Annotated in this window: 23 protein-coding genes; 7 read left to right on the forward strand and 16 right to left on the reverse strand. The window is 71.6% G+C overall.

The window, feature by feature from the left end; genetic code table 11:
- The first annotated feature begins 107 nt into the window (after positions 1 to 107).
- Both O7595_RS10950 and O7595_RS10955 read left to right on the forward strand, forming a co-directional pair.
- Positions 108 to 1,052: a hypothetical protein gene (locus O7595_RS10950; protein WP_269728524.1), complete on the forward strand. Its 945-nt coding sequence runs from the start codon at positions 108 to 110 to the stop codon at positions 1,050 to 1,052.
- A gap of 506 nt (positions 1,053 to 1,558) precedes the next feature.
- Positions 1,559 to 2,026, forward strand: coding sequence for an ATP-binding protein (locus O7595_RS10955; RefSeq protein WP_269728525.1), 468 nt, complete (start codon positions 1,559 to 1,561; stop codon positions 2,024 to 2,026).
- A 279-nt stretch (positions 2,027 to 2,305) separates the two neighbouring features.
- On the opposite strand, the gene dapC is transcribed toward O7595_RS10955, so the two are convergent.
- Both dapC and fdxA read right to left on the reverse strand, forming a co-directional pair.
- Positions 2,306 to 3,403, reverse strand: a complete 1,098-nt coding sequence (gene dapC / locus O7595_RS10960) for a succinyldiaminopimelate transaminase (protein ID WP_269728526.1) — start codon at positions 3,401 to 3,403, stop codon at positions 2,306 to 2,308.
- 162 nt (positions 3,404 to 3,565) lie between these two features.
- On the reverse strand, positions 3,566 to 3,886 hold the full coding sequence (fdxA, locus tag O7595_RS10965) for a ferredoxin (protein ID WP_010474859.1): 321 nt from the start codon (positions 3,884 to 3,886) through the stop codon (positions 3,566 to 3,568).
- Positions 3,887 to 4,025: 139 nt separating this feature from the next.
- Between fdxA and O7595_RS10970 the strand changes: the two genes are divergently transcribed.
- Together O7595_RS10970 and O7595_RS10975 are read left to right on the forward strand one after the other, a co-directional pair.
- Positions 4,026 to 5,033, forward strand: a complete 1,008-nt coding sequence (locus tag O7595_RS10970; RefSeq protein WP_269728528.1) for a GNAT family N-acetyltransferase — start codon at positions 4,026 to 4,028, stop codon at positions 5,031 to 5,033.
- Between the two features lie 17 nt (positions 5,034 to 5,050).
- On the forward strand, positions 5,051 to 5,890 hold the full coding sequence (locus O7595_RS10975; RefSeq protein ID WP_269728529.1) for a transglutaminase-like domain-containing protein: 840 nt from the start codon (positions 5,051 to 5,053) through the stop codon (positions 5,888 to 5,890).
- 217 nt (positions 5,891 to 6,107) lie between these two features.
- Here the strand turns inward: O7595_RS10975 and O7595_RS10980 are convergent, their stop codons facing one another.
- The 4 genes from O7595_RS10980 to O7595_RS10995 form a co-directional block, all read right to left on the reverse strand.
- Positions 6,108 to 8,219, reverse strand: coding sequence for a hypothetical protein (locus O7595_RS10980; RefSeq protein ID WP_269728530.1), 2,112 nt, complete (start codon positions 8,217 to 8,219; stop codon positions 6,108 to 6,110).
- A 173-nt stretch (positions 8,220 to 8,392) separates the two neighbouring features.
- The gene (locus O7595_RS10985; protein ID WP_269728531.1) at positions 8,393 to 8,794 is read right to left on the reverse strand and encodes a DUF6113 family protein; all 402 of its coding nucleotides are present in this window, start codon (positions 8,792 to 8,794) and stop codon (positions 8,393 to 8,395) included.
- Positions 8,791 to 9,729 carry an N-acetyl-1-D-myo-inositol-2-amino-2-deoxy-alpha-D-glucopyranoside deacetylase gene (gene mshB / locus O7595_RS10990; protein ID WP_269728532.1) on the reverse strand — a complete coding sequence of 313 codons (939 nt, stop codon included), beginning with the start codon at positions 9,727 to 9,729 and terminating at the stop codon, positions 8,791 to 8,793. Before mshB ends, O7595_RS10985 begins: the two co-directional genes overlap by 4 nt.
- Before the next feature lie 62 nt (positions 9,730 to 9,791).
- Complete coding sequence (locus tag O7595_RS10995; RefSeq protein ID WP_269728533.1) at positions 9,792 to 9,986, reverse strand: hypothetical protein; 195 nt, start codon at positions 9,984 to 9,986, stop codon at positions 9,792 to 9,794.
- 201 nt (positions 9,987 to 10,187) lie between these two features.
- On the opposite strand from O7595_RS10995, the gene O7595_RS11000 reads away from it, so the two are divergent.
- Positions 10,188 to 12,317 (forward strand): S9 family peptidase, encoded by a 2,130-nt coding sequence (locus O7595_RS11000; protein ID WP_269728534.1) that lies wholly within the window; start codon positions 10,188 to 10,190, stop codon positions 12,315 to 12,317.
- A 350-nt stretch (positions 12,318 to 12,667) separates the two neighbouring features.
- Here O7595_RS11000 and O7595_RS11005 read toward each other — a convergent pair whose 3' ends face one another.
- Entirely contained in the window at positions 12,668 to 13,411 is a 744-nt protein-coding gene (locus O7595_RS11005; protein WP_269728535.1) for a siderophore-interacting protein, read from the reverse strand.
- Positions 13,412 to 13,490: 79 nt separating this feature from the next.
- Between O7595_RS11005 and O7595_RS11010 the strand changes: the two genes are divergently transcribed.
- Both O7595_RS11010 and O7595_RS11015 read left to right on the forward strand, forming a co-directional pair.
- Positions 13,491 to 15,584, forward strand: a complete 2,094-nt coding sequence (locus O7595_RS11010) for a penicillin acylase family protein (RefSeq protein ID WP_269728536.1) — start codon at positions 13,491 to 13,493, stop codon at positions 15,582 to 15,584.
- Positions 15,574 to 16,194, forward strand: a complete 621-nt coding sequence (locus O7595_RS11015; RefSeq protein ID WP_269728537.1) for a GNAT family N-acetyltransferase — start codon at positions 15,574 to 15,576, stop codon at positions 16,192 to 16,194. The genes O7595_RS11010 and O7595_RS11015 overlap by 11 nt, the downstream gene beginning before the upstream one ends.
- A 41-nt stretch (positions 16,195 to 16,235) precedes the next feature.
- On the opposite strand, the gene O7595_RS11020 is transcribed toward O7595_RS11015, so the two are convergent.
- The 9 genes from O7595_RS11020 to O7595_RS11060 form a co-directional block, all read right to left on the reverse strand.
- Positions 16,236 to 17,324 carry an ABC transporter ATP-binding protein gene (locus O7595_RS11020; RefSeq protein ID WP_269728538.1) on the reverse strand — a complete coding sequence of 363 codons (1,089 nt, stop codon included), beginning with the start codon at positions 17,322 to 17,324 and terminating at the stop codon, positions 16,236 to 16,238.
- Positions 17,317 to 18,366, reverse strand: coding sequence for an ABC transporter ATP-binding protein (locus O7595_RS11025; RefSeq protein WP_269728539.1), 1,050 nt, complete (start codon positions 18,364 to 18,366; stop codon positions 17,317 to 17,319). Before O7595_RS11025 ends, O7595_RS11020 begins: the two co-directional genes overlap by 8 nt.
- An 11-nt stretch (positions 18,367 to 18,377) precedes the next feature.
- The gene (locus O7595_RS11030; RefSeq protein WP_269728540.1) at positions 18,378 to 19,358 is read right to left on the reverse strand and encodes an ABC transporter permease; all 981 of its coding nucleotides are present in this window, start codon (positions 19,356 to 19,358) and stop codon (positions 18,378 to 18,380) included.
- Complete coding sequence (locus O7595_RS11035; protein ID WP_269728541.1) at positions 19,351 to 20,274, reverse strand: ABC transporter permease; 924 nt, start codon at positions 20,272 to 20,274, stop codon at positions 19,351 to 19,353. Before O7595_RS11035 ends, O7595_RS11030 begins: the two co-directional genes overlap by 8 nt.
- Before the next feature lie 29 nt (positions 20,275 to 20,303).
- Complete coding sequence (locus O7595_RS11040; RefSeq protein ID WP_269728542.1) at positions 20,304 to 21,929, reverse strand: peptide ABC transporter substrate-binding protein; 1,626 nt, start codon at positions 21,927 to 21,929, stop codon at positions 20,304 to 20,306.
- A gap of 535 nt (positions 21,930 to 22,464) precedes the next feature.
- Positions 22,465 to 23,565, reverse strand: a complete 1,101-nt coding sequence (locus O7595_RS11045; RefSeq protein WP_269728543.1) for an ABC transporter ATP-binding protein — start codon at positions 23,563 to 23,565, stop codon at positions 22,465 to 22,467.
- Positions 23,558 to 24,616 (reverse strand): ABC transporter ATP-binding protein, encoded by a 1,059-nt coding sequence (locus tag O7595_RS11050; RefSeq protein WP_269728544.1) that lies wholly within the window; start codon positions 24,614 to 24,616, stop codon positions 23,558 to 23,560. The genes O7595_RS11045 and O7595_RS11050 overlap by 8 nt, the downstream gene beginning before the upstream one ends.
- An 11-nt stretch (positions 24,617 to 24,627) precedes the next feature.
- The gene (locus O7595_RS11055) at positions 24,628 to 25,578 is read right to left on the reverse strand and encodes an ABC transporter permease (RefSeq protein ID WP_269728545.1); all 951 of its coding nucleotides are present in this window, start codon (positions 25,576 to 25,578) and stop codon (positions 24,628 to 24,630) included.
- Positions 25,571 to 26,500 carry an ABC transporter permease gene (locus O7595_RS11060; protein WP_269728546.1) on the reverse strand — a complete coding sequence of 310 codons (930 nt, stop codon included), beginning with the start codon at positions 26,498 to 26,500 and terminating at the stop codon, positions 25,571 to 25,573. The genes O7595_RS11055 and O7595_RS11060 overlap by 8 nt, the downstream gene beginning before the upstream one ends.
- Between the last annotated feature and the right edge of the window lie 48 nt (positions 26,501 to 26,548).

The raw sequence follows: 26,548 nt of genomic DNA on the forward strand, positions 1-26,548 counted from the left end.
ACCTGGTGGCGGGAGTCCGCGTGGGGACCCGAGTCGGGTGCGAGGTGCCGGGGTCCCGTGCGAGGTACCGGCCCGGGCGTTCACGGGGCTCCAGTACGGTGGGCGCCGTGACCAAGACCGCCTCCCCCACCCGGCGCGGCCGCCCCCTTCGCCTCGCGGCAGCGTTCGCCGTACTGCTGGCCCTGGTCGCGTACGTCGTCGTGCAGTACGTGAGCGGCGACGGCGCGCCGCGCTGTGTCGTCCGCTCCGGCGGCGGAGAGGACTCGGACCGCCCCGGCCCGGACGACGGGGAGGGCGGCGGCGCCTCCTACGAGCTCAGCCCGGAGATGGCGGCCAACGCGGCCACGATCTCGGCCGTCGGCACGACCCGGGGGATGCCGGAGCGAGCGGTCACCATCGCGCTGGCGACGGCCCTCCAGGAGTCCGCGCTGCGGAACATCCGCCACGGCGACCGCGACTCCCTCGGTCTGTTCCAGCAGCGCCCGTCGCAGGGCTGGGGCACCCCGCGGCAGATCCTCGACCCGGTGTTCTCCGCCGGGGCGTTCTACGACCACCTCGCCGAGGTGCCGGGCTACTCGCGGCTGCCGCTGACGGTCGCCGCCCAGCGCGTCCAGCGCAGCGGCTTCCCCCAGGCGTACGCCAAGCACGAGCCGGACGCCTCGCTGCTCTCGGCGGCGCTCACCGGACGCGCCTCGGCCTCCCTGACCTGCACGGCGGCACCCTCCACCAAGCCCGGCGACCCGGCGAAGGTCCGTTCGGAGCTGGCGCGTTCCTTCGGGGCGGGCGTCCTGCCCGCGGCCGGCGGCAAGGGCAGGGCGGGCGCCCCGCAGTCATCGGAACTGACGGTTCCGGTCGCCTCGACCTCCCGGGGCACCGGGGACGCCGACCGCCGCGGCTGGGAACTGGCCCACTGGGCGGTGGCGAAGGCGGCGGAACTGCGGATCTCCGAGGTCTCGTTCGCCGGGAAGGTATGGAGCGCGAAGGAGGCCGACGAGGGCTGGCGCACCGCCGAGCCGGACAGCTCCGGGGTACGGATCCGGCTCGCCCGCTGAGCCCCGCCTCGGCACGCCGACCGCACCTCGGACCGGCGCCGGGGCGGGCCGCACACGGATATCGGGCGCGCACGCCGTCGGGCGGCGGAGCGGACGGGGCGGGCGCCCCGCCTCCACGGGACCGGCCCTCGGCCGTGAAGGCGGGCCGGCGGAATTCCGGTACGCCGGGCGATGCCGGACGCGGCTTTTCCGGTCGCTCATCCGTCCGACCGGACACCCTCCCGAGTTATGCGGCGCACATTGCCCCGAAGTTTCTTCGCCGCGTCCGAGCGAATCCGGTTCGGGTCCTCAATTTCCTTACGGAGCAAGGGAAGTGACGGTTCGCCAGGCTGTCCGCAGGCATATTGTTCGCCCGTTTTTGTCCACAGCCGATTATGCGATGCATTGCAAACTCTTTACCTTGCGCCACCGCAACCTTCCCCGCCCTTCGAGGGGTTGTCAGTGCGTCCGATCGCCGGACACGGAACCACAGTCACCACCCAACGTTCTCTCGTCGAAGGAGCATCATGTCCCTCCCCCTGACCCGTCGGATCGCCCGTGCCGCGCTGCTCGTCGCAGCCGGGGCAGCTCCCGTGGTCGGTGCGGCCGGCTCCGCGAACGCCGTGGACCTCCCCACCCAGGACCTGGGCAACGGCGGCCTGACCCAGCTCGACGGCGCCGCGGCCGGCTCCACCGTCGACGGCGCCGCGCGCGAGGCCGCCGACACGGCGAACAAGGCCGGCGGCAGGGTGGTCGGCACGACGCTCCCGGCCGCCGCCGGCACCCTGGGCGGCGCGGCCGAGACCGGCCTCCCGGCGGCGCAGGAGACCGCCGGACAGGCCGCGGGCAGCACCGCGGGCGTCATCGGCGAGACGGCGGGCTCCGCGGCCACGCAGGGCCTGCCCGCCGCCCAGGGGTTGGCCGGCGGCGGCCTCCCGGACGCGGGCACCGCGCTGCCGGCTGGCGAACTGCCGGTGCAGGGTCTGCCTCTCTGACCCAGCCGGAGCGTGCGGAGTACACGGAAGGGCCTCGGGAACTCGCGTTCCCGAGGCCCTTCCGTACGCCGCCGGCAGTGCCGCCGTGTCGCGTCACGGAAGTCCGTCCGTCACGGAAGTCCGTCCGTCACGGAGTCCGACAGTTGCGGAAATTCCGGCAATGGCGGCAATTTCGGCCAATGAGGTCGGTCGCGGAGCCCCTCCCGCGCCGCCCTCGGCGGGGCCGGGCCCGGAACCGCTGCGGCGGCCTCGTCGGGCGCCGCCACGGCCGTCCGCCCCTCACCCGAGGCGCTTGACCGCCGCCTGGACCCGCTCGTCGGTCGCCGTGAAGGCGACCCGTACGAAGCGCTCCCCCGCTTCGCCGTAGAAGTCGCCGGGCGCGACGAGGACGCCCAGCTCGGCCAGGTGCGCCACCGTGTCCCAGCACGGCTCGTCCCGTGTCGCCCACAGATAGAGGCTCGCCTCGCTGTGCTCGATCCGGAAGCCGTTCTTCAGCAGGGCGTCGCGCAGGGCGAGACGCCGGGCCGCGTACCGGGCCCGCTGTTCGGCTACGTGCGCGTCGTCGCCGAGTGCCGCGACGGTGGCCGCCTGCACCGGGGCGGGCGTCATCATTCCGCCGTGCTTGCGGACCTTCAGCAGCTCGCCGAGGACGGCCGCGTCGCCCGCGACGAAGGCCGCACGGTAGCCCGCGAGGTTGGAGCGCTTCGACAGCGAGTGGACCGAGACGATGCCCTCGTACGTGCCGCCGCAGACGTCCGGGTGCAGCACCGAGAAGGGCTCCGCCTCCCAGCCCAGCTCCAGGTAGCACTCGTCGCTGAAGACGAGCACTCCGTGCTCGCGCGCCCAGGCCACGATCCGGGTCAGCTCGTCCTTGGCGAGGACCCGGCCGGTCGGGTTGGACGGCGAGTTCAGCCACAGGAGCTTCAGACCGGCCGGGTCGAGATCGGCGACCGGATCGTCGTAGACGACCGGGGCCGCCCCGCAGAGCCGCGCGCCGACCTCGTAGGTCGGGTAGGCCAGGCGGGGGTGGGCCACCTTGTCACCGGCACCCAGGCCGAGCTGGGTCGGCAGCCAGGCCACGAGTTCCTTGGACCCCACGACCGGCAGCACATTGGTGTGGGCGAAGGACACCGCACCCAGTCGCCGCTCGCACCACGACACCAGCGCGTCCCTCAGCGCGGGCGTTCCCCACACGGTCGGATAGCCGGGCGAGTCCGCGGCCCCGACGAGGGCCCGCCGGACCAGCTCCGGGACCGGATCGACGGGTGTGCCGACGGAGAGGTCGACGATGCCGTCCGGGTGGGCCGCGGCGGTCGCTTTGTACGGCTCCAGCTTGTCCCACGGGAAGACGGGGAGTCGGGACGATACGGCGGACACGGTGCTCACTTTCTCGTTCGTGCGGCGAACCGCCGACCGGGCGGCGACCGGTCGGGCCGCCGGCTCAGGGCTGTGCGCTGTCCCGCGCCGGGCACTCGGGTACCGGCGCAAACGCCGCGGTCCCGTACGGCTGACGCACCGTACGGGACCGGGGACGCACGATCAGCCGTTCTGCGGCGGCAGCGCGGCGATGAAGGGGTGGTCGCGCTCGATCAGGCCCAGCTTGGAGGCGCCACCGGGCGAACCGAGCTCGTCGAAGAACTCGACGTTCGCCTTGTAGTAGTCCTTCCACTCCTCGGGAGTGTCGTCCTCGTAGAAGATCGCCTCGACCGGGCAGACCGGCTCACAGGCACCACAGTCGACGCATTCGTCCGGGTGGATGTACAAGGACCGCTGGCCCTCGTAGATGCAGTCGACGGGGCACTCCTCGATGCACGCCTTGTCCTTGACGTCGACACAAGGCTGCGCGATGACGTAGGTCACGCTGTCGTTCCTCCTCGGTAGGGCGCGGCGTCCGGTCTGCGGCTCGCCGCGGGGCTGCGCGGGAGCGCGGCGTCGTCGATGCCCGCACCTAGTATCTCCGTTCCTGGGGATGATCCGAACAGGAGGGGAGGACTGAGCTGTGGAATTCACCGCAGGCGGACGACTGGAGGTTCGCATCACCCCCTCTGACGTGGGAAAACGCGTGTCGGTGCGACGGCGCGCCGAGCAGGCGGACGGGTCGGCGGAGTTCACCGACGCCGTCGGGGTTCTCACATCGTGGACCGGGGGTGTGCTGTTGATCACACGAAGGACCGGGGAGACCGTCCGCATCCCGGAATCCTCGCTGGTCGCGGGCAAGGTCGTCCCCGCGGCACCGGCCCGTCGACGGGGCACGCCGGCAGCGTCCTTCGAGGAGCTCGCGCGAGTCTCGGCCCGCGCCTGGCAGCCCGTGGAGAGCGAAGCGCTGGGCGACTGGGTGCTGCGCGCGGCGTCCGGCTTCACCCGCCGGGCGAACTCGGTGCTGCCGCTCGGCGACCCGGGCATACCCCTGGACGCCGCCCTGGCGCGCGTGCGGGACTGGTACGCCGAACGTGGTCTTCCGGCCTACGTCCAGACCGCGACCGGCGCCGAGGGGACCCAGGAGGAGCTGTGCGCCGGACTGGCGGAGCGGGGCTGGGAACGGGAGGTGAGCGCCGAACTGCGCGTCGGTGGGCTGGCACCGATCGGTGACCTGGACGCGGACGTGGAGCGGGTGCGGCTGGGCCGGTCCGTGGGCGAGCCCTGGCTGCGCCGCTACCAGCGGTTCGGTGTGCCGGGGCCACATGTACTTAAAGTACTGGGTGACGGCCCGTCGGTATGGTTCGCCACCATCCCCGGCACATCCGACGTTCCGGCGGCGATCGGCCGCTGTGTGGTCGACGGACGCTGGGCCGGTTTCATGGCGGTGGAGATCGACCCCGCGCACCGAAGGCAGGGGCTCGCGACGGCCGTGATGGCGGCACTGGCTCGGCGGGCGCTCGACGAGGGGGCCTCGGCGGCCTGGCTGCAGGTCGAGTCGGACAACGAAGGGGCGCGAACCCTGTACGAGGGGATGGGATTCGCCGTCCATCACCTCTACCACCACTTCCGATACTCCCGATCTTCCTGAACGGGTACGAGACGCATATGCAACCGCCACCCCCCGAGGCCGCGGGCCGGCGTCGCCGCTTCGCCGAGGAGGCCCGCTCCGAGCGGCCCGATCTCGCGACGCTGTGCCTGCTCGTGGGTGCGGAAGCGGATCCGCGGCTGGACGACGCGGGGCTCGACGCCGCCGAGATCGAGCTGGACCGCCTCGCGGGCCTGCTTCCGTACGGGATCACCGGCCCGCACAACTGGGTGGCCGCGCTGTCGTCACTGCTCGGCGAGCGCTGCGGCTTCCACGGCACCCCGGACTGCTACCAGCGGCTGGAGTCCTCCCTGCTGCACGAGGTGCTGCGCCGCCGCCGTGGCCTGCCGATCCTGCTGTCGGTCGTCTGGATGGAGGTGGCCCGCCGTGCCGGAGCGCCCGTGTACGGGCTGGCCCTCCCGGGCCACTTCGTCGTCGGCTTCGGCGACCCCGAGCACCCGGTGATGGCGGACCCCTTCGCGGGCGGCCGTCTGCTGACGGGACCGGACGCGGAGCTTCTCGTGGTGGGCACGACGGGCGCCCCGCTCGACCCGTCGATGATGACCCCCGCGGGCCCGCTGGAGATCGTCCTCCGCATCCTCAACAACGTCCGCGCCTGGGCCGCCGCCCGCCCCGAGCACACGGACGTCGCGCTCTGGGCCGTCGACCTCTCCCTCCTCCTGCCCTCCCACCCGGCCCGCCTCCGCTACGACCGCGCGCAACTCCTCGTCCAGCGCGGCGACTTCCTGGCGGGGGCGGCGGAGATGGACGCGTACGCGGACGTCGTCTCGGCCGCCGAACCCGCGACGGCGGCGGCGATCCGGCGGAAGGCGCACTCGGCCAGGTCGATGCTGAACTGATGCGCCGCGCGGGGGTCGTGCGGGGCCCTCCGCAGCCCCTGCTCGGCTCCACGGGCTCACGGGTGCGCGGGGCTCGTCGGCGGGCGAGTACGCCCGACCCTCCGGACGGCGGCGCCGCCGCGCACGTCCGCCGCCCATCGGGCGGTGCCGGGGGCACGCGCGAGCCCCCGGACCCCGGAGGACCGGGGCGGGGGCTCGGGAAGCGTGCGACGGGGACTCAGCCCTGTCCGTCGAGCTCGATCGTCTGCGTGCGCTCCTCGGGCGTCCTGCCGAGCAGCGCCTTCTGCATCGCGGAGGCGACGTCGTCCGCGGACAGCGGGTACTGCCTCCCGTCGCCCTTGGTGACCATGATCCCGTCGAAGACCCCGTCCAGCAGTTCCGTGATGGCCTGCTTGTTGTAGACCTCGACCAGCCGTCCGTCGACCGCCTTCATCGACAGGATCTTCGGCAGGGACTTCGCCGGTCCGAACTGGATCTCCTTGTCGCCCGCCCTGATCGTGACCAGATCGGACATGGCCGGCTCGGCGAACTCCTCCATGGCCCGGTTCAGCTCGGTCTGGGTGATCGTCGGCTCGCGGGTGGCGACGGGCAGCTCGACGTTGTTCACGCGCCCCGTCTCGACCTGGGCGCGGTACGCGTCCCGCACCGAGATCATCGACTGCTGGACGTCGAGCGTCTTGCCCGCCTTGCCCGGGACCGGCACGGCCTTGCCCGGCTCGAACCTGATCGTGGCCTCGGAGGCCGAGCCGGACGTGCCCGCGAGGTCGGTCAGGGCGACGACGAGTTTCTCCTCGTCGACCGGGATGACCGGCTGCGCGACCCGCTCGCCGCCGAACAGCGAACCGATGACCGAGACGGGGTTGTAGTCGCTGCCCGCGGCCTCGCGGACGGTGGCCTGGCTGTCCAGGGTGAGGCCGGCCTTGTCCGGCGCGAGCCGGACCTTCTGACCGCCGACGCTGAGCTGCAGCGGGGAGGTGGCGCGCTTGCCGAGCGCGGCCTCCAGCCTCGCCTGGGCGTCCTCCTTGGTCCCGCCGCCGATGTCGACGCCGAGGACGGTGGTGCCCTTGGGCACCTCGGAGTGGTTCAGCAGCAGCCCGGCACCGTAGGCGACGACCACGGCGCCGAACACGCCGGCGCCGGCGAGCACCAGTTTGGACCGGCCCTTCTTCGCCGGACCGGACGACGTCGGCGCGGACGACGAGGAGGACCTCGGCGCCGGCGAGGGGCCGGCCGTCGTCCGCGGCGCGGTGGCCGGGCCCGGGAAGTCGGGCTCCGAGAAGCCGGGACCGGGACCGCCGGGCCCGGAGGGCCACGGGGACCCGGCGCCGTCGGGGCCCCCGGGCTGGAACGGCGAACGGTGCTCCGGCGGCACCACGGGGATCCCGCTGGTCAGCGTGTCGCCCGAGACGTTGCCGCCGGGCATGCCCGGACCGCCGGAACCGGGTTCGGGCGCGGGCTTCTGCGGGGTGAGTACGGCGGTGTCGTCGCTCATCCGCGGCGGTCCGGCGGGACCGGCCCCGGGCACACCGGCGCCGGGAGCGGGGCCGGCCGGGGCTCCCGGAGCGAACGGCGAGACACCGGAGGCGGGACCGGTCGTGGGGCCCGCCGGACCGGTGCCCGGGGGCCGCTGCCCCGGTGCGGCACGGCCGGAGGCGTCAAGGTCCGAGGACAGGGAGTCCAGACCGCTGCGGGGCCGGCTCCCGGTGCCGCCCGGTGCGTCGGGGAAGTGGGGGGCGGCCTGCCCGTTCCGGGGAGCGGGCGCACCGGGCATCCGGTGGGCGCCGGTGTCCTCAGGACGCGCTCCCGGCACGTTCGGCGCCTGGCCGGGGCCCGTCGCCTGGGCCGGGACGGAGGCCGGCGGGGGCGTGGGGCTCGGCGCCTTGCGCGGGGCGAACCAGTCGCTGGTCTTGTCCTCGGCCGGCTTCTCGGGCGCCTCGGGCCTCGCGGCGTCCTGCCCGGTGCCGGAGGCCGCCGGTGCCGACGGGGCGGGCGCGGCCGGGCGGGGCGTACTGCCCGTGCGCTCCGCCGCACCCTCGCGGGCCGCGGGGGCGCCCTTCTTGTCCAGGTCGCTCATGGGCGTGCGCATGACCACGGGCGGGATGGGACGCGACCCGGGAATGTTGATCCGGATGCGGGTCGTCAGCGTCGTCTCGGTCCGGGGCTCGTCCGGCTGTCGCGTGGACGCGGGTTCGGCTCTCTCCTCCGGAGCGTCCTGCGTCGGGTGCAGCGACGGATACTGGCGGGATCCGTACGGCGGTGTCCCCGAGGGGTACGCGGCTCCACCGCGCCCCTGGGGGCCGGAGGACGAACTGTCAGTTTCACGGCTCAAAGCAGGTTCTCCCGGTTGGCTCCGCCGCCCGTTCTTACTGGCTCTCGTTGCTGCGGGCGGCTCGGCGGCGCGCACCACCATACTGGCCGCCGCCGAGGCGTATCCGGCGACTGCGGGAAGCGTTCCCCGGCCGTCCCAGCGGGTATGGGCAATTCGGCCTCAGATGGGACACGTCACTTGCCAAGTCGGCCGGAGGGCCCGCTCGGTTGCGGCAACCGCGTCATGGTGGCACACATCACAGCCAGCACGGTCCCCCCGAGCAGGAAGACGATCTCGCCGAGACCGCCCGCGAAGACGCCGTCGCCCTCCGGCCGTCCCGCGCTCAGCAGCAGCACGGCGGCGACCCAGCCCGCGGCGGGCGCGACGACACCGAGCTGGGTGCCGGTGGCACGGAGTCCGCCGTAGAAGAGCGCCGCGGCGCCGAGCAGCGCCAAGAGCAACCCCAGCGGGAACCAGGCGGCTTGGACCAGCGAACCGGCGGTGCCGACGGCGACGCCGAGCACGGCCAGGCCGATGTACGCGGCGACGCGCACCGCCTTGGAGGGCCTGGCCGGCCGGGTTCCGGACCCGCTCATCGCCCTGCCTCCTGTGTCGTCGTGACGGCCGGTCCGCCCGTCGCGGGGTCGGTGTCCGTGCCGGCGAAGAGATCGCGTTCGCGCTCACCCGCGGGCACCCCCGGGGTTCCCCTCACCAACTGGTAGTACTCCGTGGCGAACAGCGGCTGGCCGAGGTCGTTGGAGAGCGCGAAGAAGGGCCCGTGGACGGCGATCTGCGTGGCGTGGGCACGCATCGCGGCGGCCTTCCGCCCGGCGTAACCGGTGCCGTCGATCTCCGCGGTCACGTCCGCGTCGTCGACCACGCCCGGGACGTCCTCGATTCCGGCGACGCCCGGGAACTCCACGTCCGCCGCACGCAGGCGGGCGAAACCCTCCTCGGCCGCCGAGCGCGGCACCCGGTTCCAGTAGATCTTGTCGATGCGGTGCGGCGCTCCGAGGTCGCTGCGGAAGGCCGGGTCGGCGGCGAGCTCCGCCGCGCGCATGGCGACGCGGTGCGCCTGGATGTGGTCGGGGTGCCCGTAACCGCCCTGCGGGTCGTACGTGATCAGCACCTGCGGCCGCACGTCGCGGATCACCTCGACCAGATGCGGCGCGGCCTCCTCCACGGGTGTGTTCCAGAACGCGCCGGGGCGGCGGTTCTGCGGAACGCCCATCATCCCGGAGTCGCGGAAGCGTCCGGCACCACCGAGGAAGCGGTGGTCGTGGACGCCCAGCTCCTTCATCGCGGCGGCCAGTTCGCCGCTCCGGTGCACGCCGAGGGTGTCGTCCCGGTCCGCGGCGAGATGTGCGAGCCCGGCCGGGATCACCTCGCCCTCCTCGCCGAGGGTGCAGGTGACCAGTGTGACCAGGGCGCCCTCCGCGGCGTACCGGGCCATGGTGGCGCCGTTGTTGATCGACTCGTCGTCGGGGTGCGCGTGCACCAGGAGCAGACGACGGGCTGGGAGATCCGTCATGGCTCCCAGCCTACGAGGCCGCCGGCGGGCTTCGCGTCGGGGCGGACCCCGGCGAACACGTCCTAGAACTTGAGCCCGCCGATCATGCCCGCCACGTTCGTCGTCAGTTCGCTGATGGTGGGCGCGATCGAGGAGCTGGCGAGGTAGAACCCGAGGAGCATGCAAACCGCCGCATGTCCGGCCTTCAGTCCGGATTTCCGGACCAGCAGGAAGACGACGATCGCCAGCAGCACCACCGCCGAAATCGAGAGTGCCACGGCGGTTCACCTCCACAGATGTTCGGTCGGGAACGGGCAGCATGCATGTGCCGGAAGGTTCCTACCCACCTAGCGCTACGGATCATAACTATCCGTACGGCCGCATCGATCGGTGCACGGCAGCACACGGGGGCGCACGGCCGCGGCCGCCGTCAGCGCACCACGGGAAATCGGCGGACCGGCTCGGCTAGGTTCGGTCGCATGACCTCGAAGCAGCGGCTCTCCTTCCCCCGCCAGTACGCCAGGACGCAGCGCTTCACCCTCGGCGCACCCCGCGCGTTCACGGTCGCTCCGGACGGTTCGCGGGTGGTGTTCCTGAGGTCCCCTTCGGGCACGGACCGATCCCACCGGCTCTGGGTGCTGGACCTCGACGGGGAGGTGCGCGAGCGGGTGGCGGCGGACCCCGAGGCGTTGCTGGGCGGCGCGGACGAGGAGTTGCCTGCCGAGGAGCGCGCACGGCGGGAGCGCAGCCGCGAGGGCTCCGGGGGCATCGTCGCCTACGCGGTGGACCGCGAGGCGGAGTTGGCGGCCTTCGCCCTGTCCGGGCGGCTGTTCACGGCGGAGCTGCGGGCCGGCACGGCGCGTGAACTGCCCGCCGCCGGGCCGGTGATCGACCCGAGGCCGTCGCCGGACGGGCGTCTGGTCGCCTACGCGGCGGGTGGCGCGCTGCGCGTCGTCGGCGCGGAGGGCGAAGGGGACCGGGCGCTCGCCGAACCCGACGACGAGCACACCTCGTACGGGGTGGCGGAGTTCATCGCGGCCGAGGAGATGGGCCGTTCGCGCGGCTTCTGGTGGTCGCCCGGGTCGGACCGGCTGCTGGTGGCGCGGGTGGACGGCTCCCCCGTGCGGCGGTGGTGGATCGCGGATCCCGCGCATCCGGACCGGGAGCCGGCGGGGACCGCGTACCCCTCGGCGGGGACGCCGAACGCGGAGGTGCGGCTGCTGCTCATGGACCTCGACGGCACGCGCACCGAGGTGGTCTGGGACCGGGAGCGGTACCCGTATCTGGCGCGGGTGCACTGGTCACCGGCCGGCGCCCCGCTGCTGCTCGTCCAGACCCGCGACCAGCGCACGGCGCTGCATCTCGCCGTGGACACGGAGAGCGGAGCCACCCGCACGGTGCACGTCGACGAGGACCCGGCGTGGGTCGAGCTGTCGGCCGGGGTGCCCGCGTGGGCGCCGGACGGGCGGCTGGTGCGGATCGCGGACGAGGGCGGGGCCCGGGTGCTGGCGGTGGGCGACCGGCTCCTGACCGGGCCGCAGTTGCACGTCAGGGCGGTCCTGGACATCGACGGGTCGGACGTGCTGGTCTCGGCTTCGGCCGGCGAGGAGGCCGCGGAGCCGGAGGTCGGCGAGATCCATGTGTACCGGGTCGACGAGCGGGGGGCCGAGCGGGTCTCGGAGGGCGCGGGAGTGCACGGGGCGGTGCGTTCGGGGACGGTGACGGTGCTCTCGTCGGCACTGCCCGGGGTGGCGACCGGCGCGGCGGTCCAGGTGCTGAGGGAGGGCAAACCGATCACCACGATCGCCTCGTACGCGGAGAAGCCGGTTATTTCCTCCCGCGCACAGTTTCTCGAAGGGGGCGCACGGCGAATTCCGTGCGCCGTGCTGCTTCCCCACGACTATCAGGAATCACATGGTCCGCTTCCAGTGCTGCTGGATCCTTATGCGGGGCCGCACGGACAGCGGGTCGTGGCCGCGCACCATCCGCACCTCACCTCCCAGTGGTTCGCGGACCAGGGATTCGCCGTGGTCGTCGCGGACGGGCGCGGCTCCCCCGGCCGCTCCCCCGGCTGGGAGAAGGCGATCAAGGGCGATCTGCTGGTCACGCTGGAGGACCAGATCGAGGCGCTGCACTCGCTGGCCGGCCGGTTCCCGCTGGACCTCGGCCGGGTGGCCGTCCGGGGCTGGTCCTACGGCGGCTATCTCGCGGCGCTCGCGGTGCTGCGGCGGCCGGACGTCTTCCACGCGGCGGTCGCGGGCGCGCCGGTCACCGACTGGCGGCTGTACGACACCCACTACACCGAGCGCTACCTCGGCCACCCGGAGGAGCAGCCCGCGGCGTACGCGGCCAACTCCCTCGTCACGGAAGACGGACTGACCGATCCGGCCGAGCCCGCCCGGCCGTTGATGATCATCCACGGGATGGTGGACGACAATGTGGTGGTGGCACACAGCTTGCGGCTGTCATCGGCACTGCTCGCCGCAGGGCGCCCCCATGAACTGCTGCCGCTGACGGGTGTCACACATATGACGCCCCAGGAGCAGGTCGCGGAGAATCTGCTACTGCTCCAGGTGGACTTCCTGAAGCGCGCTTTGGGGGTCGCCTGACGGGCAGTCCGACGGGCGGCCCCTCGCCGCCGGACGAGGCCCGCGAGCGCCGGGCGGCGACGCCCGCCACGACACGAACGAGGAACCGCAGGGGAGGAAGAGGGCCCGCCCGGCGTCCGGAAGGCTTCCCGGCCCCACCGGTGGCCCGGGTTCCAGGTCCCGGACGCACGACCGGCCAGGCACCGGAACCCACGACCGATCCGGTCCGGGACGCACGACCGGCCGGGGCGGCATGTGCGCCCCGGCCGGTCTACGGCACCCGCACGGCCGTACGGAGTCCAGGGTGACGCGTCCGTATATCGATGCGACTTCGGTCAAGTTGCCTGGTTGTTAACGAACTTGATGGTCACTTATCGGATTTTGGGACTCTCCGGCCGCCAGTACCCGAGCGCGCTCACCCGGTCCTTGGGCAGGCCGAGCTCCTTGCGTGCGTATGCCGTGAGGGTCCGGGTGGTCGCCGTGTCGCAGGCGATCCAGACGAAGGCGTCCGCCGGGTCGTCGCCGAGCAGTGCCGGCAGCGCGGCCTTCACCTCCGCCACGAGGGCCGCTCCGCCGTCCTGCCGGGGGACCCGCCGCAGCTCGTGGTGGGCGGCGCCGGCCCGGAGCGGCAGATCGGCGTCCGACTCGTGCTGGGTCTCGAACCATATGGTGGCGGGCACCCCCGGCATGGCGTCGAGCAGGGAGTTGACGGCGGGCAGCGAGGCCGAGTCGCCGATCACGAAGAGTCGGGGGGGCAGCGGGTCGGGCACGCTGAACCCGGTGCCCTGGAGGGTGGCCTCGATCGTGTCGCCCGGCTCGGCGTTGCGCGCCCACTCGCTGGCGCGGCCCTCGTGCAGCGCGAATTCCATGCTGAACGTGCCCTTGGCCGGATCGGGGTCGACGAGGGTGTAGGCCCGCTGGTGCGGCTTGCCCGCGTCGTCGAACCAGAGGCGCACCCACATGGTGGGGTGCACCCCGGTGGCGGCGAGCATGCCGCCGTCGGTCAGGTGCACCCGGCGGTAGTGGTCGGTGACCTGCTCCGCCCCCGTCACCGTGAACTCGAAGTCCTTGCCCCGGAACAGCTTGAGGACCACGCCCTCCCAGCCATGCCCCACCGCTGTCTCCTCCCCATGCGACCAGTAAGGTTAGGTCAGCCTAACCTAAAGGTTCGTCCAGTAGGAGAGTGGGGACAGTGTGACGACCGAGGTCTACCGGGATGCCTGGGGCATTCCGCATCTGCGCGCCTCGAGCATCCTGGAGCTGGCCCGGGCCCAGGGGCGGAACGCCGCCGCCGACCGGGCCTGGCAGATCGAGGTCGAACGGCACCGGGTGCGGGGCACGACGGCGGCCTTCCTGGGCGCGGAGGCCGTGGCCTGGGACCGGTTCGCCCGGCAGGCCCGGCTCGAGGACACCGCCCGGCGCTGCTTCGCGGCCCTGGACGCGGACACGGCGGCCTGGGTGGGCGCCTACGTCGAGGGAGTCAACGACGGGCTGGCGGAAGGCACCGGGAACGCGCCCCAGTTCGCCGCCACCGCACTGGAACCCGGCCGCTGGGAACCCTGGGTGCCGCTCGGCATCTGGATCGCCACCCACATCCTGTTCGCCGGCTTCCCGACCAAGCTGTGGCGGGAGGAGGTGGCACGACGGCTCGGGGACGAACTGACCACCCTGTTCGCCACCGACGGTCCCGGCACCTCGGGCAGCAACGGCTGGCTGGTCACCGGCGACCGGACGGGGACGGGAGCACCGCTGATCGCCGGCGACCCGCACCGCTTCATCGAGGACCCCGGTGTCTACCAGCAGATCCACCTGGTGTGCCCGGACGTCGACGTCGTCGGCCTCGCGGTGCCGGGTGTCCCCGGGCTCGCCCACTTCGGCCACACCGGCTCGGTGGCCTGGGCCATCACCAACGCCATGGCCGACTACCAGGACCTGTACCGCGAACGCCTCAGGAAAACCGGTGACGGGATCGAGGCCGAGGGCCCCGACGGCTGGCACCCGGCCACCCACCACCGGGAGACGATCGAGGTGGCCGGGGGGGACCCGGTGACCGTGGAGGTGATCGAGACCGCACGCGGCCCGGTGATCTCCTGCGACGCCCCGCCGGGGGACGGCAGGGGCGCGATGTCGGAGGCCATCAGCCTCCGCTACCCGCCCCGGGTCACCGCGGCCCTCGGCTTCGAGGCGATCCCGGCGCTCCTGCGGGCCCGTACCGTCGGCGACGTGGACCGGGCCTTCGACGACTGGGCCGAGCCGGTCAATGTCGTGCACGCCGCGGACACCGAGGGCGGGCTGCTGCACCGGGTCGCCGGGCGCGTACCGGTACGGCACGAGGACAACCGGCTGCGCGTGGTGCCCGCGTGGGAACACGGCCACGACTGGCAGGGGTGGCACGGGACGCCCCGTGCCGAGGTGGAGGACTTCGCCGTGATGGCGAACGCCCGCGGCATCGCCACGCCCCTGGGAGTGGAGTTCGCACCCCCGCACCGGGCCGACCGGATCGCCGCGCTGCTGCGCGAGTCGAAGAACTGGACGGCGCCCGGGATGGCGGCCGTCCACACCGACACCTGGCTGGCGTCCGCCGCACCCCTGCTGGAGCTGGTGGCCGCGCTGGACGAGGACCGGCTGTCCCCCGGCGCCCGGGCACTGCGGGCCCGGCTGCTGGAGTGGGACCGGCGGATGGAGGCCGACAGCACCGACGCCGCGCTGTTCGCCGCCGTCCGCTCGGCCGTCGTACGGCGGCTCGCGGCCCACCCCGAACTGGTGCCGCTGAGCGGCCCGTTCGGGTACCCCGAGGTGTTCCTGCCCTGGCTCCACCTGCCGGCCAGGATCGGGTACGCGCTGGAGACCCTGCTCACGACCGACCGGCTGCCGGGAATCGACCGCGCGGCACTCGTCCACGACGCCGTCGACGAGATCGCCGCGGCCGGCGGGACCGGGACCACCTGGGGCGAGCGTCACCGGCTGGCGCCCTGGCAGGCGCTGCCCGCTCCCGAGGTCGAGGAGTGGCCCGGGCTGCCCGGCGACCACGACTGCGTGCTGGCCACCTCCAGCGTCCCCGGAGTCACCGATCTGAGCGCGCGCGGACCCTCCGCCCGCTACGTGTGGGACCTCGCCCGGCGCGACGACAGCCTGTGGGTGGTCCCGCTGGGCGCCCGGGGCGTCCCGGGGGACGCCCACCACCGCGACCAGCTGCCGCTGTGGCTGAGCGGCGGGTTCGTCCCCGTCGTCACCGACTTCGACCTGCTCACCCCCGAGCACCGCACCGAGGAGAGACATGACCATTGAGGCATCCGCAGGACCGGACGGCGCCGAGTCGCTGTACCGGGAGACCGTCGAGGGGCTGGGCACCGTGCACGTGCGGCGGCTCGACCCGGCACGGGACGCGGACGTCGTCCACTCCTGGGTCAGCGAGGAGCGGGCCCGCTTCTGGGGCATGCGCGAGACGAGCCGCGACGAGGTCCGGGAGATCTACGAGCACCTGGACTCGCTCACCACGCACCACGCCTTCCTGATCGTCCTCGGCGACGAGCCCGTGATGCTGTTCCAGACCTACGCGCCGGAAGCCGACCGGGTCGGCGAGTGCTACGAGGTCGAGCCCGGCGACATCGGCGTCCATCTGATGATCGGACCCACCCAGGGAAGTCCGCGGCCGGGCTTCACCGCCGCCGTGCTCAGGGTGCTCGTCGGCCATGTCCTGGCCGACGAGGAGGTCCGGCGGATCGTCGCCGAGCCGGACGTCCGCAACGCCAGGGCGATCGAACGGCTGCACCGCACCGGCTTCGAGCTCGGCCCGGAGATCGTCCTCCCCGAGGTCGACCTGCCCGAGGTGTTCCTCCCGGAGAAGAAGGCCCGGCTGGCCTTCCTGCGCCGGGAGACGGCCGAGACCCTGAGGTAGGTCCCGTCTGCACCCCGCCCCGGACCTTCCGGGGCGGGGGGTCAGCCCTCCGCCGGCGGCCCGTCGCCGGGCGGCACCACACGCCTCTCCTCGGCGAAGTGGCACGCCGAGTCGTGCCGCGCGGGACCCCGCACGTCCCTGAACCGCTCCGGCACCGCCAGCTCCGGCTCCTCCCGCGCGCACCGCTCCCGCGCCTTCCAGCAGCGCGTGCGGAACCGGCAGCCCGACGGGACGTTCGTCGGCGATGGCACGTCGCCGGAGAGGACGATCCGCCCGCCGTTCCCGCCGGCGGCCGCGCGCCGCTCGCGGAGCGACGGATCGGGGACCGGCACCGCGGACAGCAGGGCCTGGGTGTACGGATGCGTGGGGTGGTCGTAGATCTCGGCGTCGACGCCGGTCTCCACGATCCGCCCCAGGTACATCACCGCGACCCGGTCCGAGATGTGCCGGACGATCGACAGGTCGTGGGCGATGAACACGTAGCTGAGGCTGAACTCGCCCTGCAGCCGCTCCAGCAGATTGACGACCTGCGCCTGGACGGACACGTCGAGGGCGGACACGGGTTCGTCCGCGACGATGACCTCCGGCCGGAGCGCCAGGCCCCGCGCGATGCCGATGCGCTGGCGCTGGCCCCCGGAGAACTGGTGCGGGTAGCGGTTGACGAACCCGGGGTCGAGCCCGACGACGTCCAGCAGCTCCCGGACCCGGCGCCGCCGGTCGCCCTTCGGCGCCACCTCGGGATGGATCTCGTACGGCTCCCCGACGATGTCGCCGACGGTCATCCGGGGGTTGAGCGAGGTGTACGGGTCCTGGAACACCATCTGGATGTTGCGGCGCACGGCCTTCAGCGCCCGCGCCGACAGCCGGGTGATGTCCTCGCCCTTGTAGCGGATGCTGCCGCGGGTCGGCCGCTCCAGGTTGACCAGCAGTTTCGCGAGGGTGGACTTCCCGCAGCCGGACTCGCCCACGACGCCGAGCGTCTCACCGGCGAACAGGTCGAGGTCGACACCGTCGACCGCACGGACCTCCCCCACCTGTTTCCTGAAGACGATGCCCCGGGTGAGCGGATAGTGCTTGTGCAGACCGCGCACCTCGATGATCGGCTCGGCCGGCCCGGTCGGCTCAGTCACGGAGGCACTCCCTCCAGAAGAAGCAGGCGCTCCCGCGGTCGCGGCTCACCTCGGACAGCTCCGGCTCGTCGGTCCGGCACACGTCCCGCGCCATCGGGCAGCGCGGGTGGAAGGCGCAGCCGGGCGGGACGTCCATCGGGTTCGGCGGCAGCCCCTTGATGGCGTAGAGCTCCTCGCCCTTGCGGTCCAGGCGGGGGATCGAGTCGAGCAGTCCGCGGGTGTACGGATGGGCCGGGGCCTTGTAGAGGTCGTGGACGGGGGCCGTCTCGACGATCCGGCCCGCGTACATCACCGCGATCCGGTCGGCGACGTCCGCGACCACCCCGAGGTCGTGGGTGATGAGGACGAGTCCCATACCCAGTTCGCGGCGGAGCTCTGCGAGGAGGTCCATCACCTGCGCCTGGACCGTCACGTCCAGGGCGGTCGTGGGTTCGTCGGCGATGATCAGATCCGGTTCCAGGGCCAGCGCCATCGCGATCATGATGCGCTGGCGCATCCCGCCGCTGAACTGGTGCGGGTACTGGCCGACCCGCTCCCCCGCGGCCGGGATGCGGACCCGGTCCATCAGCTCGACGGCCTTCGCCCGGGCGTCCTTCCGCGACATGCCGCGGTGCACGGTGAACATCTCGCCGAGCTGGTCGCCGACGGTCAGCACCGGGTTCAGCGAGGACAGCGCGTCCTGGAAGACCATGGCCATTCCCGCACCGCGGATCTTCCGTCGTTCGTCCTCCTTCAGCTTCAGCAGGTCCCTTCCCCGGAAAAGGACCTCCCCGCCGGTGATCCGGCCGGGCGGGGTGTCGAGGATGCCCATGACTGCCTGGGCGGTGACCGACTTCCCGGAGCCGGACTCGCCGAGCACCGCCAGGGTCTCGCCCGCGCCGACGGACCAGGAGACGCCGTCGACCGGCCTGGCGATCCCGTCGCGGGTGCGGAACTCCACACACAGGTCCCGCACTTCGAGCAGCGTGCCGGGACGGGCGGACGGAACGGCCGGTCCCCGCGCTCGTGTGCCGGGACCGTCGGACGGCGGGTCGGTGGTCATGGCGGTGCTCCTCAGCGCAGCTTGGGGTCGAGGGCGTCGCGGACCGCGTCGCCGAGCATGATGAACGCGAGCACGGTCACGGCGAGCGCACCGGCCGGCCAGAGCAGCATGTGCGGGGCGTTGCGGATGTACGGCGACGCGGCGGAGATGTCGATCCCCCAGGACACCGTGGGCGGCCGCAGCCCGACCCCGAGGTACGACAGGGTCGCCTCCAACGAGATGTACGTCCCGAGCGCGATGGTGGCGACGACGATCACCGGCGCCACGGCGTTCGGCAGGACGTGCTTCAGCAGCAGCCGCGCCGGCGAGGCGCCGAGGGCCCGGGCGGCCTGCACGTAGTCGTTCTGCTTGACGGTGATCACCGAGCCCCGGGCGATGCGGGAGATCTGCGGCCAGCCCAGCAGCACCATGAACCCGATCACCGGCCAGACGGTGTTGCTGGTGACGACGGAGAGCAGCACCAGCCCGCCGAGGACCACCGGGACGGCGAAGAAGACGTCGGTCAGCCGGGACAGCAGCGCGTCCGGGGCCCGGCCGAAGAAACCGGCCAGCCCGCCGAGTACGGACCCGAGGAGCGCCACCCCGAGCGTGGCGCAGACGCCGACGGTCACCGAGGTGCGGGCGCCGTGGACGGTCCGGGTGTAGACGTCGCAGCCCTGGCCGTCGAAGCCGAAGGGATGGCCGGGCTGGGAGCCCTGCTGGGCCTTGGCCAGGTCGCAGTCGAGGGGGTTGCCGGAGGCGATCAGTTGCGGCCAGATCGAGATGACGACCAGGAAGAGGATGACGAGCGCCGCGATGACGAACACGGGGTTGCGGCGCAGATCGTGCCAGGCGTCGGACCACAGGCTGCGCGGTCTGCCGGCGGGACCGGACCCGGGCGGGCCGGCGGGCGCCTTCTCCAGGGTCTCGCCCTCGGCGGTGGCCAGGTCCATGGCTCCGCCGCCACCGGTCGGCGCGATGGCCCCTCCGCCGTCGTACTGGGCATCAGGCATAGCGGATCCTCGGGTCGAGTACGGCGTACAGCAGATCGACGAACAGGTTCACCAGCAGGAACACCAGCACCAGCACCGTCACGAAACCGACGACCGTCTGGGTGTTCTGGCGGAGGATGCCCTGGTAGAGCTGGTAGCCGACACCATGGATGTTGAAGATCCGCTCGGTGACGATGGCCCCTCCCATCAGGGCGCCGATGTCGGCACCGATGAAGGTGACCACCGGGATCAGCGAGTTGCGCAGCAGATGGTGGGTCATGACGCGGTGGCGGGGCAGGCCCTTGGCGACGGCCGTGCGGACGTAGTCGGCGCGACGGTTCTCGGCGATGGAGGTCCTGGTCAGCCGGGTGACGTAGGCGAGCGAGACGGCGGCGAGGACGAGTCCGGGCACGATCAGCTCGTCGAGCGGGGCCTCGGAGGACACCGAAGGCCGGATCCACCCCCACTTCACACCCAGCAGGAGTTGCAGCAGCAGCCCGGTGACGAAGGTCGGAACGGCGATCACGACCAGGGTTGCCAGCAGTACGCCGGTGTCGGCGGGACGGCCGCGGCGCAGTCCGGTGAGCACGCCGAGGCCGATGCCGATGACGATCTCGAAGACGATCGCCACCAGGGTGAGCCGGACGGTGACCGGGAAGGCGTCGGCCATCAGCTCGGTGACCGGCTGCCCGTTGAAGGCGGTACCGAAGTCCCCGGTGAAGACGTTGCCCATGTAGGTCAGGTATTGCTGCCAGACGGGCTTGTCGAGGCCGAACTCCTTGCGCAGCTGAGCCGCGGTGGCCGGGTCGCACTCCCGCTCGCCGCAGAGCCCGGCGATCGGGTCGCCCATCACGTTGACCATCAGGAAGATCAGCAGCGTGGCTCCGACGAAGACCGGGATCATCTGGAGCAGACGCCGGATCACATAACGTCCCATGAGGCGCTCCTCGGGTCCGGGCGGGTTCGTCAGCCGACGGTGATCTCTTCGTAGACGGGGACGCTGAACTGGTTCAGGGAGACGTTGGAGATCCGCTCGGAGTAGCCGGCGCTGCCGTTCTGGTACCAGAGCGGGATGGCCGCCATCTGGTCCCGTACCACGCCCTCCGCCTGCTTGAAGATCTCGACCGCCCGGGCGGGGTCGGTCTCCGCGTTGGCCTGGTCGACCAGCCGGTCGAACTCCTCGTTGCTCCACTTGCCGTCGTTGGAGGAGGCGTTGGTGTAGTAGAGCGGCTGGAGGAAGTTCTGGATGAGCGGGTAGTCCATCTGCCAGCCCGCCCGGAAGGGGCCGCTCATCTTCGACCGCGTGATCTGATTGCGGTAGTCGGCGAAAGTGCCGACGGGATTGCCGACGCAGGCCCGGTCGTTGGCGAGCGCGTTGTTGATGGAGTTGCACACGGCGTCGACCCACTCCTTGTGGGAGCCGGTGTCGGCGTTGTACGTGATCTTCACCTGGCCGCCGGGGATGCCGCCGCCCTCGGCGATCAGCTTCCTCGCCCGGGCGGGGTCGTAGGTGCACGAGCCGCCGCACAGCGACGCGTCGTAGCCCCCGTCGGGGCCGAGGACCGGCGAGGTCCAGTCCTTGGCGGGGGTGCGGGTCCGCTGGAAGATCGTGTCGGTGATCTGTTGTCGGTCGATCGCCATGGACAGGCCCCTGCGGACCTTCTCCTGCCCGGGTTTGTTCCAGTCCGGGTCGTAGTACGGGAAGGCGATGGTCTGGATGATGCCGGCCGGGGTGTTGATGTACCGGTCGCCGAGGTCGGCTTCGACGTTCCTGAGCTGGGACGCCGGCACGTCGTCGACCAGGTCGAGGTGTCCCGCCGTCAGGTCGGTGTAGGCGGTGTTGCTGTCGGTGTAGACCATCAGGTCGACGCCGCCGTTGCGCGCCTTGTCGTCACCCGGATAGCCGTCCCAGCGGCGCAGGGACATCCGGGAGCCCCTGGTGTAGCTGTCGACGGCGTACGGACCGTTGCCGACGGGGCGGGCCAGCCAGGCGTCGTGGTCGGAGAAGAAGCTGCTCGGCAGCGGCGCGAAGGCGGCGTAGCCGAGGGTCTCGGGCCAGGTGGAGAACTTCTGGGTCAGCTTGACGGTGAACGTCCGCTCGCCCGTGACCTTCAGCCCGGACATGGTCTGCGCGGTGGGCTGTCCGGACGCGGGATGGACCTGGTCGTATCCCTCGATGTAACCGAAGAAGTAGGCGTTGCGCTGGTTGTTCCCCAGATGCGCGCCGTAGTTCCAGGCGTCGACGAAGGACTTCGCGGTCACGGGCTCGCCGTTGGAGAAGGTCCAGCCGCTCTTGACCGTGACGGTGAAGTCGACGGAGTCGGTCGTGTCGATCCGCTCGGCGAGCATGTCCTCGGCCTCGCCCGTCTTCGGGTCGTAGCGCTTCAGTCCCCGGAAGATCATGTCGAGGACCTTGCCGCCCTGGACCTCGTTGGTGTTCGCCGGTTCCAGGGGGTTCTGGGGATCTCCCCAGGACGACGTCACGATCCCGTCCGGGCCGTCTGCGGGGGCTCCGCCGCCCCCGCAGGCACCGGCCGCGAGGACGACGGCGACCGCGCAGGCGGCCCTGGTGACGTGAGCGGCTCCGCGCATGGCGTGCCTCCAGATGATCGCAGCTCCGGCCTGGGCACTTCATCTGTTGACGGCGGGGGGGAATGCACACATCCGTTGGGCTCAACGGGTGTGTGACCGCTGGGCCGCACGGGTGCCTGTCCGGTGCGCCGGACGAGTACCGCGGACACGGCCGCCACGAGGCCACGGGCGGGTGCCGACCGGAGCCGGTTACGCAGGGCGGCTGCCGTCAGGCCGGCAGCGCGGCCGTCTCGTGCCGTTCCGGCGCTCCGAGCGCGGCCAGGGCGGAGTGAGCCTCCCCCAGGTGGCGCGGGCGGGGTACTCCCCGCCGAGCCGGAGTGCCTGGCCCGAGCTCCTTGTGGGGCGGAGGGCTGGACGGCAGTACCGCGTCGCGCCTGCCGCGTCATCCGGGTCCGGGGAGACCCTCGCCCCGAGGTGGTACGGCCGGGGCACTCGAGCGGGCTGCAGCTTGCCGGGCACACCACGTGGCAGGGCGCCCCTCCCTGTGGGAGGGGCGCCCTGGGATCATCGCGCGAAACGTTCGGCCCGCGAGCGCCTATCCCGCGTGGACGACGTCCTTCTCCTCGGCGAAATGGCACGCCGACTCGTGCGCGGCCGGGGTGTTCTGGCCGACGAAGCGCTCCGGAACCGCCAGCAGCGGAACCTCGGTGGCGCACTTCTCCTGGGCCTTCCAGCACCGGGTCCGGAAGCTGCAGCCCGACGGCGGGTTCGCCGGCGACGGCACGTCCCCGGTGAGCACGATGCGCTCCCGGCCCTCACGGGACTCCGGGTCGGGCACGGGGACGGCCGACAGCAGAGCCTGGGTGTACGGGTGCGTGGGGTGGTCGTAGATCTGGGTGTCCGTGCCGATCTCCGCCATCCTGCCCAGGTACATCACGCCGACCCGGTCGGAGATGTGCCGGACGATGGACAGGTCGTGAGCGATGAAGACGTAGGACAGATTGAAGTCGTCCTGGAGCTTCTCCATCAGGTTGATCACCTGCGCCTGCACGGAGACGTCGAGTGCCGACACCGGCTCGTCGCAAATGATGATCTCCGGGTTCAGCGCGAGGCCGCGGGCGATGCCGATGCGCTGGCGCTGGCCGCCGGAGAACTGGTGCGGGTACCGGTTGATGTACTCGGGGTTCAGACCGACGACGTCCAGCAGTTCCTGCACCTTGCGGCGCCGGTCGCCCTTGGGCGCGACCTCGGGGTGGATGTCGAAGGGCTCGCCGATGATGTCGCCGACCGTCATGCGCGGATTGAGCGAGGTGTACGGGTCCTGGAACACCATCTGGATGTTCCGGCGCACGGCCTTCAACGCCCGCCCGGACAGGCGGGTGATGTCCTGGCCCTTGTAGAAGACCTCCCCGGACGTGGCGGTCTCCAGCGACATCAGCAGCTTGGCGACGGTCGACTTGCCGCAACCGGACTCGCCTACGATGCCGAGGGTCTCGCCCTTGTGGAGGTCGAAGGAGACCCCGTCCACCGCCTTTACGGCACCGATCTTCTTCTTGAAGAGGATGCCCTGGGTCATCGGGAAGTGCTTGACCAGGTTGCGCACCTGGAGGATCGGCTCGCCGCGGTCGACCGGCGCCTCGACGGCGGCGTCCGAGGTGGCGACCAGGGCCTCGTCGTTCTTGCTGAGCTCAGCCATGGATCGTCTCCTTCCAGAAGTGGCACGCGCTGCCGCGGCCGGGCAGCTCGGCGCCGTCGCGCTCGGTCACCGAATGCAGCGCGGGAACATCCGTGCGGCACACGTCCTCGGCCCTGGGGCACCGCGGACTGAACGCGCAACCGGCGGGGATACGCGTCAGGTTGGGCGGAAGGCCCTTGATCGCGTACAGCTCCTGACCCTTCTGGTCGAGACGGGGAATGGAGTCCAGCAGACCACGGGTGTACGGGTGCGCGGGGCGCTTGTACAGCTCGTGGACCGGGGCCGTCTCCACGATCCGCCCCGCGTACATGACGGCGATCTTGTCGGCGACGTCGGCGACCACGCCGAGGTCGTGGGTGATCAGGATCAGACCCATGTTGTATTCGGCCTGGAGCTCGGCGAGGAGATCCATGACCTGGGCCTGAACGGTCACGTCGAGAGCCGTGGTGGGCTCGTCGGCGATGATCAGATCCGGTTCCAGGGCCAGCGCCATGGCGATCATGATGCGCTGCCGCATTCCGCCGGAGAACTGGTGCGGGTAGTCGTTGACCCGTGCGGCGGCGCCGGGGATCTTGACCTTGTCCATCAACTCGATGGACTTGGCCTTGGCGTTCCTCTTCGACAGCCCCTGATGGACACGGAACATCTCGCCGAGCTGGTAGCCGACCGAGAGCACGGGGTTGAGGGAGGAGAGCGCGTCCTGGAAGATCATCGCGATCCTGCTGCCCCGCACCCGACGTCGCTCCTCGGGCGACATCTTCAGCATGTCCTCACCGTGGAAGAGGATCTCCCCCTTGGGGATCCGCCCCGGCGGCATGTCGAGGATGCCCATGATCGCCTGGGCGGTCACGGACTTGCCGGAACCGGACTCGCCCAGCACGGCCAGGGTCTCACCCGCGCTGACCGAGTAGTTCACACCGTTCACGGCCTTTGCGACGCCGTCCCGGGTGTGGAACTCCACGTGCAGGTCGCGTACTTCGAGCAGCGGGCCGTCGCCGTTCGCCCCTCCGCGGGGGGCGGGGACATGGGCCGGCCTGTCAATGAGTGTCACGTACGCCTCCCTCAGCGCAGCTTGGGGTCGAGGGCGTTGCGCACGGCATCGCCGAACATGAGGAACGAGAGCACCGTGATCGAAACCATCACCGACGGGATGATGAGGACGAACGGCGCGTTGCGCAGCTGCTCCCGGCCGGCCGAGACGTCGACGCCCCACGACACCGTCGGCTCGGCCAGGCCGACACCGAGGAACGACAGCGTCGCCTCGGCGGCGATGTAGCCGCCGAGCGCGATCGTCGCGACGACGATGATCGGCGCCAGGGCGTTCGGCAGGATGTGCCGCAGCAGGATGCGCGAGGTGGAGGCGCCGAGGGCCTTGGCGGCGACGACGTAGTCCGACTGCTTCACGGTGATGACCGCGCCACGGGCGACGCGGGCGATCGACGTCCAGCCCAGGAACGCGAGGGCGAGGATGACCACCAGGATCGTGCGGTTCTCGAACGTCGTGAGGACCACGAGAGCGCCCAGCAGGAACGGGATGCCGAAGAAGACGTCCGTGATCCGCGACAGCACGCTGTCGAGCCAGCCGCCGAAGTAGCCGGCGAGCATTCCTATGAAGGTGCCCAGAATCGTGACCAGGACGGTCACTCCGACACCGACGAGGATCGAGGCCCGGGCACCGTGGATCACGCGTGCGTAGATGGAGCGGCCCTGACCGTCGTAGCCCAGCCAGTCGGGGGAGAAGACATGACTCCAGTTGGGTGTCTGGAGGTAGTGGTTCACCAGGTCACCGTCGCGGGGCGACGCGCTGGTGAACAGGCCGGGGAAGGCCGAGATCAGCAGCAGGAGGACGATCAGCGCGGCCGAGATCAGGAACATCGGGTTGCTGCGGAGGTCCAGCCAGGCGTCGGTCCACAGGCTCCGGGGCTTCCCCCCCGAGACACCGGGCTCGGGCTGCGCGGTGGGCGCGGCCGGAACGGTCCCGGGGAGGGTCTTCTCAGCGATCTTCTCAGGCATACCGGATCCTCGGGTCCAGGACCGCGTAAAGCAGGTCGACGAGCAGGCTGGTGAGGAGGTAGATAAGGACGATCAGTGAGGCGATGCCCACGACCGTGGCACCCTCGCGGCGGATGAGGGCCTCGTAGATGGCGAGACCGACACCCTTCACGTTGAAGATGCCCTCGGTGACGATCGCTCCCGTCATCAGGTTGCCGATGTCCGTGCCGAGGAAGGTCACAACGGGGATCATGGAGTTGCGCATCAGGTGCACGCCGATGATCCGGCGACGCGGCAGGCCCTTGGCCACCGCCGTACGCATGTAGTCGGCCCGAAGGTTCTCGGCCATCGACGTACGGGTCAGGCGCGCCACGTACGCGAGCGAGAGGGAGCCGAGGACGACCGCCGGCAGGAGGAGGTCGCTGATCGCCGGTTCCTCCGGGACCGTGGCGGGAACCAGCTCGAACTGGAAGGCGAACAGGTACTGCATCAGGAAGCCCAGCACGAAGGACGGCATGGAGATCAGCACCAGGGTCAGCGTCAGCAGACCGCGGTCCTGAAGGCTGTTGGGTCGCAGGCCGGCGACGACGCCCAGGGACACGCCCACGAGCACCGTGAAGGTGAACGCGAACAGCGTGAGTCTGACCGTGACCGGGAACGCCGCGGTGATGATGTCCGCGACCGGCCTCTTGCTGACGATCTCCGTACCGAAGTCGCCCTGGAGAAGACCGCCGATGTAGTTCAGGTACTGCTGCCAGATCGGCTGGTCGAGTCCGAGTTCCTTTCTGATCTCGGCGACGATCGCCGGGTCGAAGCTCTGGTCGCCCATGAGCGCTCTGACGGGGTCACCGGGCAGGGCGTACATCATGAGGAAGATCAGCAAGGTTGACCCGAGGAATACCGGGATCATCTGGAGCAGTCGTCGTGCGACGTAGCGCCCCATGAGTGCCTCCGTGAGGGGTTACTGCAGCGGGGGCCGACCAAGGCGGAC

Origin of the sequence: Streptomyces sp. WMMC940 (genome assembly GCF_027460265.1) — a bacterium.
In the GTDB taxonomy this organism is placed as follows: domain Bacteria; phylum Actinomycetota; class Actinomycetes; order Streptomycetales; family Streptomycetaceae; genus Streptomyces.

What these genes read in the sequence shown, in the direction of transcription:
- O7595_RS10955 (WP_269728525.1), top strand. Translation starts at nt 1,559, where the DNA reads ATGTCCCTCCCCCTGACCCGTCGGATCGCCCGTGCCGCGCTGCTCGTC.
- O7595_RS10975 (WP_269728529.1), top strand. Translation starts at nt 5,051, where the DNA reads ATGCAACCGCCACCCCCCGAGGCCGCGGGCCGGCGTCGCCGCTTCGCC.
- O7595_RS10985 (WP_269728531.1), bottom strand. Translation starts at nt 8,794, where the DNA reads ATGAGCGGGTCCGGAACCCGGCCGGCCAGGCCCTCCAAGGCGGTGCGC.
- mshB (WP_269728532.1), bottom strand. Translation starts at nt 9,729, where the DNA reads ATGACGGATCTCCCAGCCCGTCGTCTGCTCCTGGTGCACGCGCACCCC.
- O7595_RS11000 (WP_269728534.1), top strand. Translation starts at nt 10,188, where the DNA reads ATGACCTCGAAGCAGCGGCTCTCCTTCCCCCGCCAGTACGCCAGGACG.
- O7595_RS11015 (WP_269728537.1), top strand. Translation starts at nt 15,574, where the DNA reads ATGACCATTGAGGCATCCGCAGGACCGGACGGCGCCGAGTCGCTGTAC.
- O7595_RS11025 (WP_269728539.1), bottom strand. Translation starts at nt 18,366, where the DNA reads ATGACCACCGACCCGCCGTCCGACGGTCCCGGCACACGAGCGCGGGGA.
- O7595_RS11030 (WP_269728540.1), bottom strand. Translation starts at nt 19,358, where the DNA reads ATGCCTGATGCCCAGTACGACGGCGGAGGGGCCATCGCGCCGACCGGT.
- O7595_RS11035 (WP_269728541.1), bottom strand. Translation starts at nt 20,274, where the DNA reads ATGGGACGTTATGTGATCCGGCGTCTGCTCCAGATGATCCCGGTCTTC.
- O7595_RS11040 (WP_269728542.1), bottom strand. Translation starts at nt 21,929, where the DNA reads ATGCGCGGAGCCGCTCACGTCACCAGGGCCGCCTGCGCGGTCGCCGTC.
- O7595_RS11045 (WP_269728543.1), bottom strand. Translation starts at nt 23,565, where the DNA reads ATGGCTGAGCTCAGCAAGAACGACGAGGCCCTGGTCGCCACCTCGGAC.
- O7595_RS11055 (WP_269728545.1), bottom strand. Translation starts at nt 25,578, where the DNA reads ATGCCTGAGAAGATCGCTGAGAAGACCCTCCCCGGGACCGTTCCGGCC.
- O7595_RS11060 (WP_269728546.1), bottom strand. Translation starts at nt 26,500, where the DNA reads ATGGGGCGCTACGTCGCACGACGACTGCTCCAGATGATCCCGGTATTC.